Genomic DNA, 17277 nt, shown 5'->3' with positions numbered 1-17277 from the left:
GCCGCTCGCGACGGCGCCCTCCGCCCGCTGAGCCTCTGAGACCACCGTCTCACCATCCGTGGCAGACTAGGTCCCGTGACCACCTTCATCACGATCATTACCTAGCGCGTCCGACCACCGTCGGACGCGCCAGCCTCTCGTTGTCGGGAGGCTTTTGTTTTGCCCAGGTGACGCACCCAGCGAGAGATCACGATGACCCAGCAGCTCGACCTCCACGGCTCCTTCCACGTCTACGACACCACGCTGCGCGACGGTGCCCAGCAGGAGGGGCTCAACCTCTCCGTCGCCGACAAGCTGACGATCGCGCGCCAGCTCGACGGGCTCGGGGTGGGCTACATCGAGGGCGGCTGGCCGGGGTCGAACCCCAAGGACACCGAGTTCTTCCGGCGCGCCGCGCTCGAGCTGGACCTCCAGCACGCGCGGCTCGCCGCCTTCGGCTCGACCCGGCGGGCCGGGCTCAAGGCCGCCGACGACCCGCTGGTCGCGGCGCTGCGCGACAGCGGGGCCGGGGTGGTCACGCTGGTCGCCAAGTCGCACGTCGGGCACGTCGAGAAGGCGCTGCGGACCACGCTCGAGGAGAACCTCGCGATGATCCGCGACACCGTCTCCCACCTGCGCGCCGAGGGCCAGCAGGTCTTCCTCGACGCCGAGCACTTCTTCGACGGCTACCGGCTCGACCGGTCCTACGCGCTCGAGGTCCTCCGCACCGCGTACGACGCGGGCGCCGACGTGATCGCGCTCTGCGACACCAACGGCGGCATGCTGCCGGGCTGGGTCTCCGACGTCGTGCACGACGTCATCGAGGCGTCCCAGGTCCGCGTCGGCATCCACTGCCACAACGACACCGGCTGCGCGGTCGCCAACACGCTGGCCGCCGTCGACGCGGGCGCCACCCACGTCCAGGGCTGCATCAACGGCTACGGCGAGCGCACCGGCAACGCCGACCTCGTCAACGTCGTGGCCAACCTCGAGCTCAAGCTCGACAAGCAGGTCCTCCCGCCCGGACTCCTCGCCGAGGCCACCCGGATCGCCCACGCCGTCGCCGAGGTCACCAACGTCCCGCCCGCCTCGCGCCAGCCGTACGTCGGCACGTCCGCCTTCGCCCACAAGGCCGGACTCCACGCGAGCGCGATCAAGGTCGACCCCGACCTCTACCAGCACATGGACCCGGCCGGCGTCGGCAACGACATGCGCCTGCTCGTCTCGGACATGGCCGGGCGCGCCACCATCGAGCTCAAGGGCCGCGAGCTCGGCTTCGACCTGTCCGACTCCCCGGAGCTGGTCACCCGGGTGACCGCCCGGGTCAAGGAGCTGGAGGCGCGCGGCTACACCTTCGAGGCCGCGGACGCTTCGTTCGAGCTGCTCCTGGTCGAGGAGGCCGAGGGGCAGCGGCCGTCGTACTTCGACGTGGAGAGCTGGCGGGTCATCACCGAGACGCTCACCCACGCCCAGCCGGGCGAGGAGGCGGTGTCGGAGGCGACCGTCAAGCTCCAGGCCGCCGGCGTCCGCTATGTCGTCACCGGCGAGGGCAACGGCCCGGTCAACGCGCTCGACCAGGCGCTGCGCTCGGCGATCGTGCAGGCCTACCCCGAGATCGCGAAGTTCGAGCTCATCGACTTCAAGGTCCGCATCCTCGACCAGGGCCACGGCACCGACGCCATCACCCGGGTGCTCATCGAGACCACCGACGGCACCACGCCGTGGGTGACCGTCGGCGTGGGCGCCAACGTGATCGAGGCGTCGTGGGAGGCGCTGGTCGACGGGCTCACCTACGGCCTGTTGCGCCACACCCAGGACTGACCCGGCGATGAGTCCGGGCCGGGCGGCGGGTCTGCCCGGCATGGACACCCTGATGACCGGCCTCGGCCTGGTGGAGTCGCCGCGCCGCCACGACGGCCGGCTCTGGTTCAGCGACTGGACCCACGGACGGATCATCGCCGTCGACGACGTGGGCGCCGCCGAGACGGTCCTCGAGCACGCCTCGCTCCCGCTGTGCTTCGACTTCCTGCCCGACGGCCGGCTGGTCCTGGCGTCCAACCGGGAGCATGCGCTGCTGGTCGGCGAGCCCGACGGCTCCCTCGTGCCGTACGCCGACCTGGCCGGGCTCGCGCCCGCCCCCACGTTCAACGAGGTGGTGGCCGACCCCCACGGCCGGGTCTACGTCAACGGCTCCGGCGGCACCGAAGGGTCCGCCGGCTCCGGCGGGTCCGGATTCGTCGCGCTGGTCACGCCCGACGGCTCCGCCCGCGTCGTCGCCGAGGACCTCGCGTTCCCCAACGGGATGCTGCTCACGCCCGACGGCACGACCCTCGTCGTCGCGGACTCCTACCGCAACGAGCTCGTCGCCTTCCCGGTCGCCGCCGACGGCGGGCTGGCGGAGCGGCGTACCTGGGCGGGGCTGGGGGAGGACAACCCCGACGGCATCTGCCTCGATGCCACCGGTGCGATCTGGTACGCCGACGTACCGCACCAGCGCTGCGTGCGGGTCGCCGAGGGCGGCGCGGTGCTCGCCACCGTCGCGCTCGACCGCGGCGGCTTCTCGTGCGCGGTGGAGGGCGACCGGTTGTACGTGGTCGCGGCGCGGTGGCCGGGCATGGACCGGCTCGCCACGTTCCGCGACTGGGACGGGCAGGTGCTGCGGGTCGACCTGACCGAGTCGGCAGGGCGCGAGGCCTGAAGTCGGCGTTTTGCGCACCAGGGGGCCTGCGGCGGCGCCGGGTGCGGGCGCTCGGGACTAGGTTCGCTCCGCCGCGCCGGCGTCGGCGTCGGCGTCAGTGACGGAGGCCGGGGCCTCATCTCGGGTGGTCCCGGTCCCGACGACCCGGCGTACGAGCGTCTCCCAGCCGGCGAGCACGCGCGCCTCGCTCATCCCGCCCGGCCCCATCTGCTGGCGCAGGACGGGCACGTTGAGCGGCGCGATGAGCGACCCGGCGAGGTAGTCGAGGTCGCCCGGCGTCCCCAGCTCGGTGAGCAGCAGCCGGACGTGGAGGGTGGCGAAGCCGAGCACCGCGGGGTTGTCGCCCCAGGTCCGGCCTGCGGCCTCGATGAGTGCCGCCTGCTCGAGGTGCAGGCGCATCCGGGAGGCGCCGAAGGCGAGCAGCCGGTCCATCGCCGGCGCACCCGGTCCGAGCGGCGGGGGACCACTGATGACCCCGGCCTGCCAGACCCGCTCGCGGTGGTCGAGGAGCGAGGCCATCAGCCCCTCGCGGCTGCCGAAGCGGCGGAAGACGGTGCCCTTGCCGACCCCGGCCCGCGCCGCGACGGCGTCCATGGTGACGCCCTCGATGCTGCAGCCCTCGATCAGCTCGGTCGCGGCCTGGAGCAGCGCCTCCCGATTGCGCGCCGCATCGGCGCGCTCGGTGGGCGGCGCGCCGGTCAGCAGCGGCAGGGGTTTCGACATGGTTCGCCAACCCTAGGCGGTGGCGCCGACAGCCGCCTACGATCTGGCTCGCCGTCGCCGACCCGGCCGGCTACCTCGCCGCGCACGAGGACGCGCTGCTCCAGCGGGGGATCGAGGAGGCCGACGAGGTCGAGGGCGTGGTCGCCCTGGTCGACGCGCTCCACGGCGCCGGCGAGGTCGCCTACCTCGACTGGAAGGAGGAGGCCGGCGAGGTGCGGGCGCAGGTCGCGGGTCTGCCGCGGGTGCGAGCCGCGGGCGTGGCGCTGGACGCCGCGGGCGAGGGGAGCGTGGAGCAGGTCGCCGGGGCGATCAGCCGGCTGCTCGGCCCGGCCGGACTGGTCGTCGTGCAGGTCGACGAGGGCTCCGACGCCTATCCGCTCGTGGCGGTCCCGGCCGACCGGCTGCCGGCGCTCGTGGCGGCCGGAGCCGCCGTCGACGTCGGGGTGCGGACGTTCGGCTGAGGCGATCCGGGAAAAGAATCCGGCAGCCTGGAATAGAAGCGGACCGCGGTCCGTTTCGCCCATCATGACTGACACCACGAACACCCGCGTCGCCGTCCTCGTCGGTAGCCTCCGGGCCGACTCGCTCAACCGCAAGCTGGCCGAGATCCTCCGTGACGAGGCGCCTGCCGGCGTGACCCTCGACATCGTGGAGGGCCTCGACCAGGTCCCGTTCTACAACGAGGACATCGACGGTGAGAACCTGCCCGCGACGGCCGCCGCGCTGCGCGAGCGCGTCCAGGGCGCCGACCGCGTCCTCGCGGTCACCCCGGAGTACAACGGCACCATGCCGGCCGTGCTCAACAACGCGATCGACTGGCTCTCGCGTCCGTACGGCGCCGGCGCCCTGGTCGGCAAGCCCTTCGGCGTCGTCGGCGCCACCCCCACGCCGTACGGCGGCAAGTGGGCCCACGGTGACACCGCCCGCTCGGCCGGCATCGCCGGTGCGATCGTGGTCGAGGACGTGACCGTGTCGCAGTCCGCGATCGACGTCGACCCCACCACCGACGCCGAGGTCCGGGCCAAGCTGCTCGGCGCCCTCGCCCGTCTCGCGGAGTTCACCCCCGAGGTCACCGCCGCCTGATTTCCGCGAGGGACTACGGTCGGGTCGTGGCCGAACTCCACGACCTGACCGCGCTCGAGCAGGGCGCCCTGATCCGCTCCGGTGAGATCAGCCCTGTCGAGCTGACCGAGCACTACCTCGAACGCGCCGCGCGTCTCCCCCAGGAGTACGTCGACGGCGCGTTCGTGTTCCGCGACCCCGACACCGCCCGGGTCCGGGCGCGCGAGGTGGCGGCCGTGGGTCCGGTCGGCGAGGGTGCCTCGCCGCTGGCCGGCGTACCGACGGCGATCAAGGACCTCAACCTGACCAAGGGTGTGCCGACGGCGTTCGGCTCGCCGGCGTTCGCGGGCTACGTGCCCGAGATCTCCGACGGGGTGACGCTCGCGATCGAGGACGCCGGGCTGATCAGCCTGGGCAAGACGAGCACGCCCGAGTTCGGCTCGCCCTGCTACACCGAGCCCGAGGGGCGCCCGCCCGCGGTGACGCCCTGGGACACCACCCGGATGGCCGGCGGCTCCTCCGGCGGCGCGGCGGCCGTGGTGGCCGCGGGGCTGGTCCCGGTGGCGCAGGGCTCCGACGGCGGCGGCTCGATCCGGATCCCGGCGGCCTGCTGCGGGCTGGTCGGGCTCAAGCCGAGCCGGGGCCGGATCAGCGGCTTCCCGATGTACGGCGACCCGATCGGCCTCGCCGTCGCCGGACCCCTCGCGCGCACCGTCGCCGACGCCGCCGCGCTCCTCGACGTGATGGCCGGACGCCGCGCGGGCGACCCCTCGTGGGCGCCCGAGCCGAGCGGCACGTTCCTCGCCGCGACGGGCCGCGAGCCCGGGCGGCTGCGGATCGGCTGCTTCGACGAGCCCGTCATCGCCGACACCGAGATCGATCCCGAGGTGCGACGCGCCTACGACGAGACGACCCGGCTGCTGAGCTCGCTGGGGCACGTCGTCGAGGACATCCCGGTGCCGCTCCCGCGCGCGGCGGTCGCCGACTTCGAGACCTGCTGGGCGGTGCTGACCGGGCTGTCGACGGTCGGGCTGGCGCCCGAGCAGGAGGCCACGCTGCGTCCGCTGACCCGCTGGCTGGGGGAGCGCGGTGCGGCGATCTCGGGGCCCGCGTTCGGTCTGGCGATCGGCGCGCTGCGCCGGCACGCGGCCGAGGCGCTGGTCGCGCTGGCGCCGTACGACATCGTGCTGACGCCGACGGTCGCCACGCCGCCGCCGCTGGTCGGTGCGCTGCGCGACGACGCCGATCCGGCGGCGGACTTCGAGGCGCAGAAGCGCTACACGCCGTGGACCTCGGCCTGGAACGTCACCGGCATGCCGGCGATCTCGCTGCCGCTGCACCAGACGTCCGCGGGCCTGCCGATCGGCATGATGCTCGCCGCCCGTCCGGCCGAGGAGGAGCTGCTCCTCTCGCTCGCCGCCCAGCTCGAGACCGCGCTGCCGTGGAGGGACCGCCGCCCGCCGCTGTGGTGAGGCGGCTCAGCCGAACCAGCCCGGCGCCGCCTCGCCGAAGGCGTCGGGCAGCAACGACCCCGCCCCCTCCGGAACGACGGCGAGCACGGGCAGTCCGGTGACCCGCGGCAGGTCGTCGCGGTTGCAGCGCTCGGCCAGGCCCGGTGAGCACGGCCAGGCGCCGATGACGACGCCCAGCGGGACCACGCCGCGCGCGCGGAGCGCCGCGACGGTGAGCTCCGTGTGGTTGAGGGTGCCCAGCCCGGCCCGGGCGACGACCACGACGTCGGCGCCGAGCGCGACGGCGAGGTCGAGCAGCGTGCCGTCGTCCAGGTCGAGCCGGACGAGCAGTCCGCCGGCCCCCTCGACCAGGACGAGGTCGTGCTCGCCCGACGCGGCCAGGGCGCGGATCCGGCCGGCGTGGTCCGCGACCGTCGGCAGCGGCGCTCCGGCCCGGCGGGCGGCGGTGTCGGGTGCGAGCGCCTCGTCGAGGGCGGCGAGCTCGAGGACGTCGGCGCCGGTGAGCGCGGCGACCGTGTCGACGTCGTGGGGGTCGGGGTCGGCGCCGCCGATCCCGGTCTGGACGGGCTTCACGACCAGGACGCGCTGCCCCTCGGCCCGGGCCCGGGCGGCGAGCGCGGCGGTCGCGATGGTCTTGCCCACGCCGGTGTCGGTGCCGGTCACGACGACGACCCGGGCCGCGGTCACTGGTGCTCCTTGACGAGGGCGGCGAGGGTGGCGACGGCGCGCGCCCAGTCGTCGTCCGGTACGCCGGCGCTGGCGGTGATCCGCAGCCGCGAGATGCCGTCGGGCACCGAGGGCGGCCGGAAGCAGCCGACGCGCAGCCCGGCCTCCAGCGCGGCGGCCTGGGCGGCGACGGCCGCCTGGGGCGAGGACATCGGCACGGACAGGACCGCGCCCGCCGGTGCGGCCACGCCCAGGACGTCGGCGAGCTCGGCGACCCGGCTGCGGACCGTGGCGCCCAGCGCGGGCCGGTCGCGCAGCGTGCGGAGCGCGGCGAGCGCACCGGCGGTGGGCGCGGGGGCCAGGCCGGTGTCGAAGATGAGGGGCCGGGCCCGGTTGACCAGGTGCTCGCGCAGGGCCGGGGAGCCGAGGACCGCGCCGCCCTGGGCGCCGAGCGACTTCGAGAGGGTCGCGGTGACGACGACATGGGGGAGGCCGGCGAGCCCGAGGGTGGCCACGAGCCCGGGTCCGTGCACGCCGAGGCCGTGCGCCTCGTCGACCACCAGCAGGGCGTCGTGCTCGGCGCAGAGGTCGGCGAGCTCGACGAGCGGCGCGGCGTCGCCGAGCACCGAGTAGACCGACTCGGCCAGCACGATCGCGCGCTCGCCGTCGGCCGCGGCGGCGCGGAGTCCGACCCGGACCGCGTCCACGTCGCTGTGCGGTACGACGCTCAGCCGCGCCCGCGAGAGCCGCACGGCGTCGACGAGCGAGGCGTGGATGTGCGCGTCCGAGAGCACCCGCGTGGTGCGGTCGGCCAGCGCGGTGACCACGGCGAGGTTGGCGTGGTAGCCGGTCGAGAGCACGAGCGCCGCCGGCTGGCCGAGGTAGTCGGCGAGCTCGCGCTCGAGCTCGTCGTGCACGCCGAGGGTGCCCGTGACCAGCCGCGAGGCGCTGGCGCCGGCCCCCCAGGCCAGCGCAGCGTCCGCGGCGGCCCGGCGTACCCCGGCGTCGCGCGCGAGGCCGAGGTAGTCGTTGCCCGCCAGGTCGATGGTCGGGTCGTCGGCCGCGCGGGCCCGCAGCCGGCGGGTGAGGCCGGCGTCCTCGCGGGCCCTGGCCTCGGCCGCCAGCCAGGTCTCCCAGGTGCTCATCCGGCCCGCACCGCCGCGGTGATCCCGGCGACGAGCCGGTCGAGCTCGGCGGGTCCGGTGACGTAGGGCGGCATCGCGTAGATGAGGTCGCGGAACGGCCGCAGCCACACCCCCGCGGCGAGGGCGGCGTCGGTGGCCGCGACGACATCGACCGGGTGGTCGAGCTGGACGACGCCCACGGCGCCGATCGTCCGGACGTCGCGCACGCCCGGCGTACCGCGCAGGGGCGCGAGGCCCGTCGCGAGCCCGTCGCCGAGAGCGCCCACCCGGCGGGACCAGTCGCCCTCGAGGAGCAGGTCGATCGAGGCGCTCGCGACCGCGCAGGCCAGCGGGTTGCCCATGAAGGTGGGCCCGTGCATGACCACGCCGGCCTCGCTCGCGGAGATCCCGCGCGCCACCTCGTCGGTGGTGAGCACCGCGGCGAGGGTGAGGTAGCCGCCGGTCAGCGCCTTGCCCAGGCACAGGACGTCGGGCGTGACGAGCTCGCTCACGAAGAGGTGCCCGGTGCGGCCGAAGCCGGTCGCGATCTCGTCGAAGACCAGCAGCAGCCCGTGCTCGTCGGCGATCTCGCGGAAGACCTGCAGGCACGCGGCGGGATAGGGGTGCATGCCGCCCGCGCCCTGGAGCAGTGGCTCGACGATGATCCCGGCCAGCTCGTGCGCGTGCCGGGCCGCGAGGGAGCGCAGTCCGGCGGCCCAGGTAGCAAGTTCCGGCGCCCCCGCGTCGTACGACGGGGGCTGAGGCCCGAAGACCTGGTCGGGGAGGAGCCCCGCCCACATGCTGTGCATGCCGCCGACCGGGTCGGTGACGCTCATGCAGTCGAAGGTGTCGCCGTGGTAGCCGCCGAGGACGGTGAGCATCCGGGTGCGCTCGGGACGGCCGCGGCCGCGCTGGTACTGGAGCACCATCTTCATCGCGACCTCGACGCTCACCGAGCCCGAGTCGGCGAGGAAGACCCGCTCCAGCGGGGCCGGCGTGATCTCGACGAGGCGGCGCCCGAGACCGACGGCCGGCTCGTGGGTCAGCCCGCCGAACATGACGTGGCTGAACCGGCCGGCCTGCTCGGCGAGCGCGGCGTCGAGCGCCGGGTGCCGGTAGCCGTGGATCGCCGACCACCACGACGCCATCCCGTCGACCACCCAGGCGCCGTCGACCTCCAGCTCGCAGCCGCGGGCGCCGGTGACCAGGTGTGCCGGGGTCGGCGCGGTCATCGACGTGTAGGGGTGCCAGAGGTGCTCGCGGTCGAAGGCGAGCAGGTCGTGGTCGACGAGCGCGGTCATGTCAGGCGTTCGCCGCGACCTCGGTGCCCGCGCCGCGGCGCCGGATCGTCGGGTCGTGCTCGACCCCGTCGGAGGTCGCGGCGAGCGCGTCCTCGGCGCCGAGGATGACGAAGCCGTTGTCGCGGATCATCTCGATGTCGGCCTTGGCCTCCTGGCCCTCGGAGGTGAGGTAGTCGCCGAGGAAGATCGAGTTGGCGACGTGCAGCGCGAGGGCCTGGAGCGAGCGCAGGTGCATCTCGCGGCCACCGGCGATCCGGACCTCCTTGTCGGGGCACACGAAGCGCGCCATCGCGAGGATCTTGAGGCATCGGGTGGGGGAGAGCTCCCAGGTGTTCTCGAACGGCGTGCCGTCGAAGGGCATGAGGAAGTTGACCGGGATCGAGTCGGACTCGAGGGCCTTGAGCGCGAACAGCGCCTCGACGAGCTGCTCGTCGGTCTCGCCGAGCCCGGCGATCAGGCCCGAGCAGGGGGAGAGCCCGGCGGACTTGGCCTTGCCGATGGTGTCGACCCGGTCGTCGTACGTGTGGGTCTGGACGATCGTGTCGTGGTGCGACTCGGCGGTGTTGATGTTGTGGTTGTAGGCGTCGACCCCGGCCTCCTTGAGGCGCTCGGCCTGGCCGTCCTTGAGCAGGCCGAGACAGGCGCAGACCTCGACCTCGGGGTACTCCTCCTTGAGCGCCTCGGTCATCTCCGCGACCTTCTCGATGTCGCGGTTGGACGGCCCGCGCCCCGAGGAGACCATGCACACCCGGGTGGCGCCGCCGCGCAGGCCGGCACCGGCCTGCTGGAGGGTCTCGTCCTTGGAGAGCCAGGAGTACTTGAGGATCGGCGCGTCCGAGCCGAGCGCCTGGGAGCAGTAGTTGCAGTTCTCGGGGCACAGGCCGGACTTGAGGTTGACCAGGTAGTTGACCTTGACCGTGTTGCCGAAGTGCTCGCGGCGCAGCCGGCCGGCGGCGGCGACGAGGCCCACGAGGTCGGCGTCGGAGGCCCGGAGGACGGCGAGGGCGTCGGCCTCGGAGGCGGCTCCGCCGTCGAGGATCCGGCTGGCCAGCTGGTCGAACTGCGCGCTCATGGTGACTCCCTGGTGCGGTGGGCGAGGCTTCCTGAACAGTGTTCAGGTTGCTCAGGATAGCGGCGCCGGCGCTGTTTGGGGAGGCCTGCTCGCACCGTGGCTCACTCGAGGTCGACGTGGGTTAGGTGTCGTGCACCGGCTAGGCCGGTCGTGTCTGACTCCTTGCCGTCGGTGGTCTGGTCCTGTCGGCGCTTTGCTGGCAGGCGCAGTGAGCGGCCCGGTGGCCACGGTACGAAGCGGTTTGCGATGTCGGTGGGTGGAGCCGAGCTGGATGCTCGGTGGCACTCGCGATCGGGCTCCACCGACGAGGCGAAGGCGGGCGAGGAGTATCTCGCGCTCGAGCGCGAGGCCGGGCGACCTGTGTCGCGTGACGAGGTCCGCGTCGCCTCGGTCGGGGATCCGAGCGGAGTCACGATGGTCGTGGTCGCGCCCCGGCGCGGGACCGTTGTCCGGGAGGTGTCGGCGACCAGCGACCCCGTGTCGAGCGGGATCGCGCTCGGTGTCCGCATGGGTGTCGAGGAGAGAGGCGCGTCTCCGACGTCCGGCCGGGCCGCCGCTCGGCCCAGCTGGCCGTCGTGGTCCAGCTCGTTCCATTCCTCGGTTCGCATCAAGGTGTACGTCAACGTGCGCAAGCCGATCGGGCGCAAGTACGTCGGCGACGCGGTCTTCCAGACCTATCGCCGAAAGCTCGCGAACGACAAGAGCGACCAGGTGGACTACTGGCAGATCTCGCGCCACGCGATCGCGCGGCCCGCGAACACCAAGCTGCTGAGCACCCGAGTGAAGAAGCTCTGGGCGTCGCAGCAGCTCACGCCCAAGGCGCAGCGCAAGGCGCGCGAGTGGATGTGGAAGCAGACGAAGCCCACGCGCGGCTTCTCGGACTGCCGTGACGGTGTGTCGATCTCGGTGGGTCCGTTCAGCATCTCGCCGAGGGACTGCTCGGAGCTCGACGTGTGGACGGGCGACGTCGGGCATCAGCGGATGAGCATGGATCAGGGGGCTGTCGTCTCTGGGAACGGCGAACGATCCCTGGCCTACGTCTCGGGATTCTCGATGGCTCAGGGGCAGGCGCCGACGGCGACCTGGTACGAGTTCGTGACCTTCAAGGTAGGCAACGAGGTGATTCCGAACACGACGCACAAGTGCGCCTCGAGTGCGCTCGGTCCGCGCAATGCCACGGCCACCGAGACGTGCACGTCTTCGCAGTAGACGACGACCGAGCAGCTCAGTCGTCGCCGATGCCGCGAGCGTGCAGAGCGTCACCGGTCTCGAGGGCCCGCGCGACCACCCGGATGACGAACGGCGACAGGTACGCGCGCGGGTGGCGGCCGAGTCCCCGGGCGCGGGCGGCGTCGCGGGTCTCCAGGGCGAGGGCGATCGTGCCGGGCAAGGTCCCGATGGCGAGGGCGACAGCGAGCGCTACGCGTTCGGGGTCGACGAGGCGGCGTGCCGGCCACAGCCAGCGGACGATGGCGTCGAGCATGGCGTTGAGCGACGTCGTGGCGGTGACGACGACGGCGGCGAGCGCGAGCGCGACGAGGTCGACGAAGGACTCGACGGCCTTGCTCGCGCCGTACCACCACCACTGGAAGGCGGCGACGAAGAGGGCCAGCAGAACGACGCCGCGGGCGGCCCGGGCCAGGGTGCGCAGCCGGACCCGGGCGAGGGCGGCGAGGATGAGCGTGACGGTCAGGAAGACGAGGGAAGCGCTCGTGCTGCGGACCAGCACGATGGCCAGGCTGAACAGGGCCAGGCCGAGGACCTTCGCGCCGACCGGCAGCCGGTGCAGCGCGGTGCGCCCCGGCTGGTAGAGCGTCGCGGTGACCTGGCTCATCTGCTGACCGAGGCGACGTAGTGGTCGATGGCGGGGTCGGCTCCGCCGTCGAAGACCACCTCGGCGTCGGCAACGACGAGGACGCGGTCGCAGCGGCGGGCCAGCGCGAGGTCGTGGGTCACCAGGACGAGCTGTTGCGGCATCCCGAAGAGCAGGTCGGCGACCCGGCGGGTGTGGGCGAGGTCGAGAAGTGTGGTCGGCTCGTCGGCCACGACGACGGCGGGGTCGACGGCGAGGACGCCCGCCAGGGCGAGAACCTGCTTCTGGCCGCCGGAGAGCGAGTGCACGGAGTCGTGGGCATGGTCGGCCAGGCCGTGTCGGCTGAGGATCTCCAGGGCCCGGGACCGGCGCCGTTCCGCCGACTTCTCGTGCCTGCGCAGGGAGAGCTCGACGTCCTCGACGCAGGTAGGCATGACGAGCTGTGCGGCCGGGTCGGTGAAGCAGAAGCCCACCTTGCGGCGTACGGCGGAGGTCTGCTTGCGGACGTCGAGCCCGTCGATGCGTACCGAGCCGCCGGTGACGCGGACCAGTCCGTTGAGCAGGCGCGCGAGCGTCGACTTGCCCGAGCCGTTCGCGCCGATGATGCCGATCCGATGCTCGGTGAGGCTCAGCGTCGTCGGTGCCAGGACGGTGCGCTGGCCCCCGTCGCCGGCGAGCGGTACGACGACCTCCGCGGCTGCGAGCTCGATGAGGGGCATGGTCAGGCGTGCTCGTGATCGCGCTCGAGGAGGCGCGGGAAGGCGCGGTGCACCTCGGCGGCGATGAGCGCGACGATCGTGGTCTTCACCAGGTCACCGAGCCAGAAGGGCAGGTCGTAGTGCAGCGCCTGGTCGAACGAGACATCGAGGTGCAGCTTCATGCCGAGGATCCCCATCGGGTGGATGACGAGGATGCTGCCGGCCATCGAGCACAGGAACACCACGATCGCGCGGGTGCGGCGGGGGCCGGCGACGTACTTGACGAGGAAGCCGGCGAGCGCGGCGGCGAACGGGAACGACCAGAGGTAGCCGGCGCTGACGCTGGTGAACGCGCCGAGACCGGCCGAGTGCTCGGCGAACACGGGCAGCCCGATCGCGCCGAGCAGCATGTAGAGCGCCACCGCGAGGAAGCCGCGGACCGGGCCGAGCAGGCAGCCGGTGAGCATGACGGCGAACGTCTGGAGCGTGATCGGGACGCCGGACCCGCCGACCGGGATCGCGCCGAGGTAGGCGCACGCCGCGATGAGCGCCGCGAAGGAGGCGATGAGGGCGAGATCGGTCGTGGAGACCCGGCGATCGGTGGTGGTCTGCGTGTCGGTCACGGGTGCTGCTCTCCTCGACGGGCCAGTTGAACGCTGTTCAGGTTAAGGTGGCCTCTCGACAACGGTCAAAGTGGAGGCAGCGTGCGGTACCGCAGGACGGACGTGGTCGAGCGCGCGATCGAGGTGCTCGACGCCCACGGGCTCGACGCGCTGTCGATGCGCCGCCTCGCGACCGACCTGGGCGTCCAGCCGGGCGCGCTGTACCACCACTTCACCAACAAGGACGCCCTGCTCGCCGCGATCGCCGACGAGATCCTGCGCCGCGGCAGCCGGCCGGCCGAGATCGCGGCCTGGGACGCCGAGGTGCAGCTGCTGTGCGTGGGCCTGCGCGACGCGATGCGCCGCCACCGCGACGGCGCCGTGCTCATCGCCCACGTCAACCGGTCCGATGCGGAGGCGCTGGAGCGCCCCCTGCGGGCCGCGCTCGAGCGGGCCGGGGCCGACGACGACCTGGCCCGGGTGGGGGCGCGCACGCTCGTCCGGTTCGTGCTCTCGCACGAGGATGACGACGCGGCGGACTTCAGCCTGGGGCTCGGGCTGGTGCTCGGCGGGCTGCGCACGCGCCTCGACTGAGGACCGTCGTACGTCGCCTCTCGTTATCGTGGCGGTAACACCGAGGAGGCAGTGTGGACGACATGGCACCGAAGACCCAGAAGCCGGTGACGGTCGTGCTGTTCGGCGCGACCGGCGACCTCGCGCGGCGCAAGCTCCTGCCCGGGATGCTGCACCTGTTCGAGACCGGGCTGCTGCCGCAGCTGCAGATCATCGGCACCTCGCTCGACGAGCACACGACCGAGTCCTTCGTGCAGTTCGTGCACGAGGCGGTCATGGAGTTCTCCGGGGACGACGGCGACATGGCGGCGTGGCCGGAGTTCTCCCAGCTCCTGCACTGGGCGCCCGGTGCCGAGGGGCCGGCCGGGCTGCGGGCGGCGGTCGAGAAGGCCGAGTCCACCTGGGACGGCGACCGGATCCGCCTGCACTACCTGAGCGTGCCGCCCAAGGCGGCGCTCGCGGTGGTCAAGACGCTCGACGACGCCGACCTCGCGGCCGGCAGCCGGATCATCATGGAGAAGCCGTTCGGTGTCGACCTGGCCTCGGCCCAGCGGCTCAACGCCGAGCTGCACAAGACCTTCGACGAGTCGCAGATCTACCGGATCGACCACTTCCTCGGCAAGGAGGCGGCCCAGAACATCCTCGCCTTCCGGTTCGCCAACGGCCTGTTCGAACCGATCTGGCACCGCAACAACATCGACCACGTCCAGATCGACGTACCGGAGGAGCTCGGGCTCGAGCAGCGGGCGAACTTCTACGAGTCGACCGGCGCCTACCGCGACATGGTGGTCACCCACCTGTTCCAGGTGCTCGCGTTCACCGCGATGGAGCCGCCGACGTCCCTGGACCCGTCGGCCATCAACGACGAGAAGAACAAGGTCTTCCGCTCGCTGTTGCCGATCGACCCGGCCAACGTCGTGCGCGGCCAGTACGAGGGCTACCGCGACATCGAGGGCGTCGCGCCCGAGTCCGAGACCGAGACGTTCATCGCGCTCAAGTGCTACATCGACAACTGGCGCTGGGCCGGCGTCCCGTTCTACCTGCGCACCGGCAAGCGCCTGGCCGAGGGGGCGCGGATCATCTCGATCGCGTTCAAGGAGCCCCCGCGCTCGATGTTCCCCCACAACTCCGGTGTGGGCGACCACGGGCCCGACCACCTCACCTTCGACCTGGCCGACAAGGCGAAGATGTCGCTGTCGTTCTACGGCAAGCGCCCCGGTCCCGGGATGAAGCTCGACAAGCTCTCCATGCAGTTCGCGATGACCGACACCACCTGGGCGGGCTCGGTGCTCGAGGCCTACGAGCGCCTGATCTACGACGCCGCGCGCGGCGACCAGACCCTGTTCACGTCCGCGGCCGGCATCGAGCGGCTGTGGGAGGTCTCCGCGCCGCTGCTCGACAACCCGCCGGTGGTCCGGCCCTACCGCCAGGGCAGCTGGGGGCCGAACCAGATCCACCAGCTCATCGCGCCCTACGCGTGGCGGCTGCCGTTCGAGCGTCAGTGGCGCAACCCCAACGCGATGGGTGGCTGAGCCCGTGGGGCGGGCCCGCCGTACGCTCTCGCGCGCGCCCCTGGCGCTCGTGGTGGTCGTGGGCCTGCCCCTGCTCGTCCTGCTGGGGGCCGGGCCGACCCCGCCGGCGCTCGACGCGGCCCGGTTGTCCACCACGGCCGGTGCGCCGGGCGGCCACGAGGTGCTGGCGCTGGGGGACTCGGTGCCGTCCGGGTACGCCTGCGACTGCGCGCCCTTCCCGGTCACGTACGGCGCCCGCCTCGGCGCCCGGACCGGCGGTCAGGTCACGGTCGACAACGAGGCCGTCGACGGCAGCGACACCGCCGACCTGATCGACGAGCTGGGCACCCTGGCGCTGCAGGAGGCGGTGCGCCGCTCCGACATCGTGCTGCTGACGATCGGCGCCAACGACTTCGGCGACCACCTCGACGACGTCGTCGGCGGCGGGTGCACCGCCGGCGAGGGCGACTGCGTCGCCGACGAGCTCGCCACCCTGGGCCAGAACCTCGACACCGTGCTCGACACGATCCGGTCCCTGCGCGCGGGCCGGCCCACGACCGTCCTGGTCACCGGCTACTGGAACGTCTTCGAGGACGGCGAGGTCGGCCTGGACGCCTACGGCGCCGACGGCCTCGACAACGCGCGCACGCTCACCTGCCGGGCGAACGCGGTGATCAGCGCCGCGGTGACCGCTGCGGGAGCCCAGTACGTCGACCTGTTCGGGCCGTTCCAGGACGCCGGGCGCGACATCACCTCACTCATCGCGGACGACGGCGACCATCCCGACGCCGCCGGCCACGACGTCATCGCCGGGGCGCTGCTGGCGGCGGGGACACCGCGCCTGGGCTGAACCCCCGCACGTCCTGGCCCAACCAGCGCAGCGCGGCCGGCAGCAGCCCGATCCACACCGAGTCGCGGTGCCCGGCGTTCTGCAGGATGACCGCGTGCACGGCGGTCGGGGCACGCACCGCGCGCAGGAACTGCGCGCTGGAGCGATAGCTCAGGTGGTCGGCGTGTGAGGTCTCCAGCCACAGCGCCACCGGCGGCGGCCGGTCGCCGACCGCGCGGACGAGGTCGTAGCGCCGCCCGAGCGGGCTGTCGGCGCGGAACGGGTCGTAGAACGGCCCGAACTCGGGGCGGAAGTAGCCGCCGAGCACGATCCCGGCGCCGTACTGGGCCGGGTGCAGGACGGCGGCCATGGCGGCGTCGAAGCCGCCGGCGGAGTAGCCGATCGTCGCCCAGGCGTCGCGGTCGGCGATCACCCGGAAGTGCTGGCCGAGCCAGGCCGGGACGTCCTGCGTCAGCCAGGTCTCGACCTGCGGCTGCCCGGCCGGCCCGTTGACGCCCTCGGTGTCGACGCCGCGGGGGATCTCGACCTCGGGCATCACCAGCAGCGGCGCCCGCAGGTGCTGGGCGCCGGCCTCCTGGTCGATCACCCGGGGGAGGTCGAAGACCTGGATCCAGTTGAGCGGCTCGCTCGGGTAGCCGTGCAGGGCCTCCAGCACGGGGTAGCGCGTGCCGGCCGAGGACGAGGAGTAGCCCGGCGGCAGCTGGACGAGGACGGTCCCGGTCAGCCCGCTCGCGGAGCCGTGCACGACGTACGGGGTCAGGCCGTCGGGACCGGCCGGCGGGCTGGGCGGCGGCCGGGGATCCGTCGCCACGGGGGCGGCCTGGCCGGCGGCGGCGAGGTCGGGCGTCCGGCTCGCCACCCCGCCCCGGTCGAGCGAGGTCTGCGCCTGGTGCCCGGTGAGCGCGCCGTGGAGGTCGGCCCAGCTCGCGAAGAACAGGTACGTCGCGTTGAGCTGGGTCGCCGCCGTCAGCAGCACCATCACGTTGACCACGAGCAGGGCCGTCGCGCGCCCCGCGACGTGCCAGGGGGTGCGCCGGGTCAGGCGGGGCCACAGCACGACCACGGCGACGAAGGCCGCGACGGTCAGCGCGATGACCCCGTCGAGGAAGACCGGTCCGGTGAGTGACATGGCG

Annotated in this window: 18 protein-coding genes; 9 read left to right on the top strand and 9 right to left on the bottom strand. The window is 73.2% G+C overall.

Annotated features, from left to right (window positions below; translation table 11 throughout):
- Positions 1-192 precede the first annotated feature (192 nt).
- Complete coding sequence (gene cimA / locus CCO04_RS27170; RefSeq protein ID WP_215817309.1) at positions 193-1800, top strand: citramalate synthase; 1608 nt, start codon at positions 193-195, stop codon at positions 1798-1800.
- Positions 1801-1807: 7 nt separating this feature from the next.
- Positions 1808-2677, top strand: a complete 870-nt coding sequence (locus CCO04_RS27165; RefSeq protein ID WP_215817308.1) for an SMP-30/gluconolactonase/LRE family protein — start codon at positions 1808-1810, stop codon at positions 2675-2677.
- 57 nt (positions 2678-2734) lie between these two features.
- Here CCO04_RS27165 and CCO04_RS27160 read toward each other — a convergent pair whose 3' ends face one another.
- Positions 2735-3400 carry a TetR/AcrR family transcriptional regulator gene (locus CCO04_RS27160; protein WP_215817307.1) on the bottom strand — a complete coding sequence of 222 codons (666 nt, stop codon included), beginning with the start codon at positions 3398-3400 and terminating at the stop codon, positions 2735-2737.
- 41 nt (positions 3401-3441) lie between these two features.
- On the opposite strand from CCO04_RS27160, the gene CCO04_RS27155 reads away from it, so the two are divergent.
- The 3 genes from CCO04_RS27155 (at position 3442) to CCO04_RS27145 (ending at position 5934) form a co-directional block, all read left to right on the top strand.
- A complete protein-coding gene (locus CCO04_RS27155) occupies positions 3442-3861 on the top strand; it encodes a DUF6630 family protein (RefSeq protein ID WP_308281585.1) in 420 nt (139 codons plus the stop codon).
- Positions 3862-3925: 64 nt separating this feature from the next.
- Positions 3926-4483: an NAD(P)H-dependent oxidoreductase gene (locus CCO04_RS27150; protein WP_215817305.1), complete on the top strand. Its 558-nt coding sequence runs from the start codon at positions 3926-3928 to the stop codon at positions 4481-4483.
- Positions 4484-4509: 26 nt separating this feature from the next.
- On the top strand, positions 4510-5934 hold the full coding sequence (locus CCO04_RS27145; RefSeq protein WP_215817304.1) for an amidase: 1425 nt from the start codon (positions 4510-4512) through the stop codon (positions 5932-5934).
- A gap of 6 nt (positions 5935-5940) precedes the next feature.
- Here the strand turns inward: CCO04_RS27145 and bioD are convergent, their stop codons facing one another.
- From bioD to bioB, 4 genes are read right to left on the bottom strand one after another with little or no spacing between them, the layout of a single operon-like run.
- On the bottom strand, positions 5941-6621 hold the full coding sequence (gene bioD / locus CCO04_RS27140; protein WP_215817303.1) for a dethiobiotin synthase: 681 nt from the start codon (positions 6619-6621) through the stop codon (positions 5941-5943).
- Positions 6618-7745 (bottom strand): 8-amino-7-oxononanoate synthase, encoded by a 1128-nt coding sequence (locus CCO04_RS27135; protein WP_215817302.1) that lies wholly within the window; start codon positions 7743-7745, stop codon positions 6618-6620. Before CCO04_RS27135 ends, bioD begins: the two co-directional genes overlap by 4 nt.
- Positions 7742-9025 carry an adenosylmethionine--8-amino-7-oxononanoate transaminase gene (locus CCO04_RS27130; protein WP_215817301.1) on the bottom strand — a complete coding sequence of 428 codons (1284 nt, stop codon included), beginning with the start codon at positions 9023-9025 and terminating at the stop codon, positions 7742-7744. The genes CCO04_RS27135 and CCO04_RS27130 overlap by 4 nt, the downstream gene beginning before the upstream one ends.
- A 1-nt stretch (position 9026) precedes the next feature.
- Complete coding sequence (gene bioB, locus CCO04_RS27125; protein ID WP_215817300.1) at positions 9027-10097, bottom strand: biotin synthase BioB; 1071 nt, start codon at positions 10095-10097, stop codon at positions 9027-9029.
- A gap of 150 nt (positions 10098-10247) precedes the next feature.
- On the opposite strand from bioB, the gene CCO04_RS27120 reads away from it, so the two are divergent.
- Positions 10248-11306 carry a hypothetical protein gene (locus CCO04_RS27120; RefSeq protein WP_215817299.1) on the top strand — a complete coding sequence of 353 codons (1059 nt, stop codon included), beginning with the start codon at positions 10248-10250 and terminating at the stop codon, positions 11304-11306.
- A gap of 16 nt (positions 11307-11322) precedes the next feature.
- On the opposite strand, the gene CCO04_RS27115 is transcribed toward CCO04_RS27120, so the two are convergent.
- From CCO04_RS27115 to CCO04_RS27105, 3 genes are read right to left on the bottom strand one after another with little or no spacing between them, the layout of a single operon-like run.
- Positions 11323-11931: a CbiQ family ECF transporter T component gene (locus tag CCO04_RS27115; RefSeq protein ID WP_215817298.1), complete on the bottom strand. Its 609-nt coding sequence runs from the start codon at positions 11929-11931 to the stop codon at positions 11323-11325.
- Complete coding sequence (locus CCO04_RS27110; protein ID WP_215817297.1) at positions 11928-12629, bottom strand: energy-coupling factor ABC transporter ATP-binding protein; 702 nt, start codon at positions 12627-12629, stop codon at positions 11928-11930. The genes CCO04_RS27115 and CCO04_RS27110 overlap by 4 nt, the downstream gene beginning before the upstream one ends.
- Positions 12630-12631: 2 nt before the next feature.
- The gene (locus tag CCO04_RS27105; protein ID WP_215817296.1) at positions 12632-13231 is read right to left on the bottom strand and encodes a biotin transporter BioY; all 600 of its coding nucleotides are present in this window, start codon (positions 13229-13231) and stop codon (positions 12632-12634) included.
- Positions 13232-13312: 81 nt separating this feature from the next.
- On the opposite strand from CCO04_RS27105, the gene CCO04_RS27100 reads away from it, so the two are divergent.
- The 3 genes from CCO04_RS27100 to CCO04_RS27090 all read left to right on the top strand — a co-directional run bounded on the left by CCO04_RS27100 (position 13313) and on the right by CCO04_RS27090 (position 16144).
- Positions 13313-13804, top strand: a complete 492-nt coding sequence (locus tag CCO04_RS27100) for a TetR family transcriptional regulator (RefSeq protein WP_215817295.1) — start codon at positions 13313-13315, stop codon at positions 13802-13804.
- Positions 13805-13866: 62 nt separating this feature from the next.
- Positions 13867-15315, top strand: coding sequence for a glucose-6-phosphate dehydrogenase (gene zwf / locus CCO04_RS27095; RefSeq protein ID WP_215817294.1), 1449 nt, complete (start codon positions 13867-13869; stop codon positions 15313-15315).
- On the top strand, positions 15308-16144 hold the full coding sequence (locus tag CCO04_RS27090; protein ID WP_215817293.1) for an SGNH/GDSL hydrolase family protein: 837 nt from the start codon (positions 15308-15310) through the stop codon (positions 16142-16144). Before zwf ends, CCO04_RS27090 begins: the two co-directional genes overlap by 8 nt.
- Here CCO04_RS27090 and CCO04_RS27085 read toward each other — a convergent pair.
- The gene (locus tag CCO04_RS27085) at positions 16098-17273 is read right to left on the bottom strand and encodes an esterase family protein (protein WP_215817292.1); all 1176 of its coding nucleotides are present in this window, start codon (positions 17271-17273) and stop codon (positions 16098-16100) included. The two genes, CCO04_RS27090 and CCO04_RS27085, sit on opposite strands and share 47 nt — an antisense overlap.
- Positions 17274-17277 lie beyond the last annotated feature (4 nt).

This window comes from Pimelobacter sp. 30-1 (genome assembly GCF_018831735.1).
In the GTDB taxonomy this organism is placed as follows: Bacteria; Actinomycetota; Actinomycetes; order Propionibacteriales; family Nocardioidaceae; genus Nocardioides.
This window is presented reverse-complemented; position numbering and strand designations above follow the sequence as displayed.

Bases quoted from the DNA above. Each gene is read 5' to 3' on its own strand.
- cimA (WP_215817309.1), top strand. From the start codon at position 193: ATGACCCAGCAGCTCGACCTCCACGGCTCCTTCCACGTCTACGACACC.
- CCO04_RS27160 (WP_215817307.1), bottom strand. From the start codon at position 3,400: ATGTCGAAACCCCTGCCGCTGCTGACCGGCGCGCCGCCCACCGAGCGC.
- CCO04_RS27150 (WP_215817305.1), top strand. From the start codon at position 3,926: ATGACTGACACCACGAACACCCGCGTCGCCGTCCTCGTCGGTAGCCTC.
- CCO04_RS27085 (WP_215817292.1), bottom strand. From the start codon at position 17,273: ATGTCACTCACCGGACCGGTCTTCCTCGACGGGGTCATCGCGCTGACC.
- CCO04_RS27135 (WP_215817302.1), bottom strand. From the start codon at position 7,745: ATGAGCACCTGGGAGACCTGGCTGGCGGCCGAGGCCAGGGCCCGCGAG.
- CCO04_RS27130 (WP_215817301.1), bottom strand. From the start codon at position 9,025: ATGACCGCGCTCGTCGACCACGACCTGCTCGCCTTCGACCGCGAGCAC.
- CCO04_RS27115 (WP_215817298.1), bottom strand. From the start codon at position 11,931: ATGAGCCAGGTCACCGCGACGCTCTACCAGCCGGGGCGCACCGCGCTG.
- CCO04_RS27165 (WP_215817308.1), top strand. From the start codon at position 1,808: ATGAGTCCGGGCCGGGCGGCGGGTCTGCCCGGCATGGACACCCTGATG.
- zwf (WP_215817294.1), top strand. From the start codon at position 13,867: ATGGCACCGAAGACCCAGAAGCCGGTGACGGTCGTGCTGTTCGGCGCG.
- CCO04_RS27110 (WP_215817297.1), bottom strand. From the start codon at position 12,629: ATGCCCCTCATCGAGCTCGCAGCCGCGGAGGTCGTCGTACCGCTCGCC.
- bioB (WP_215817300.1), bottom strand. From the start codon at position 10,097: ATGAGCGCGCAGTTCGACCAGCTGGCCAGCCGGATCCTCGACGGCGGA.